Source organism: Zobellella endophytica, from assembly GCF_003012775.1.
In the GTDB taxonomy this organism is placed as follows: Bacteria; Pseudomonadota; Gammaproteobacteria; order Enterobacterales; family Aeromonadaceae; genus Oceanimonas; species Oceanimonas endophytica.
In genome coordinates, this window is record NZ_PXYG01000035.1 from 1 (window position 1) to 351 (window position 351).

Annotated in this window: 1 protein-coding gene; it reads right to left on the reverse strand. The window is 56.7% G+C overall.

Annotated features, from left to right (window positions below):
• On the reverse strand, window positions 1-351 hold a 351-nt coding region (locus C7H85_RS19325; protein WP_146140491.1), incomplete at both ends, for a transposase.

Genomic DNA, 351 nt, shown 5'->3' on the forward strand with positions numbered 1-351 from the left:
TTGCCAGCGGCTGATTGGCATCAAGCAGTTCCTGCAGCCTGACCGCCTGCTCCTCTTTCAGATTGGCTTTATTACGCAGCAGTAACCAACGGCTCTGTTTGACTACCTTTCTGGCTGGCTTGTCGTGGTTCAATGCATTAGCCTGGTCGACCCGGATACGGTCGATAACGTCGCGCCCGAAGCGGGCAACCACATGGAACAGGTCATACACCACCTCGGCCTGGGGGCAGTGTTGCTTCACTTCGAGGTCGAAGGCCGTATTCATGTCCATGGCCACCGCCTCTATCTTCTTGCAGTGCTCACCCAGCAGCTCAAAGAAGGGCCGGATCGACAGGCGACGATTACCCATGC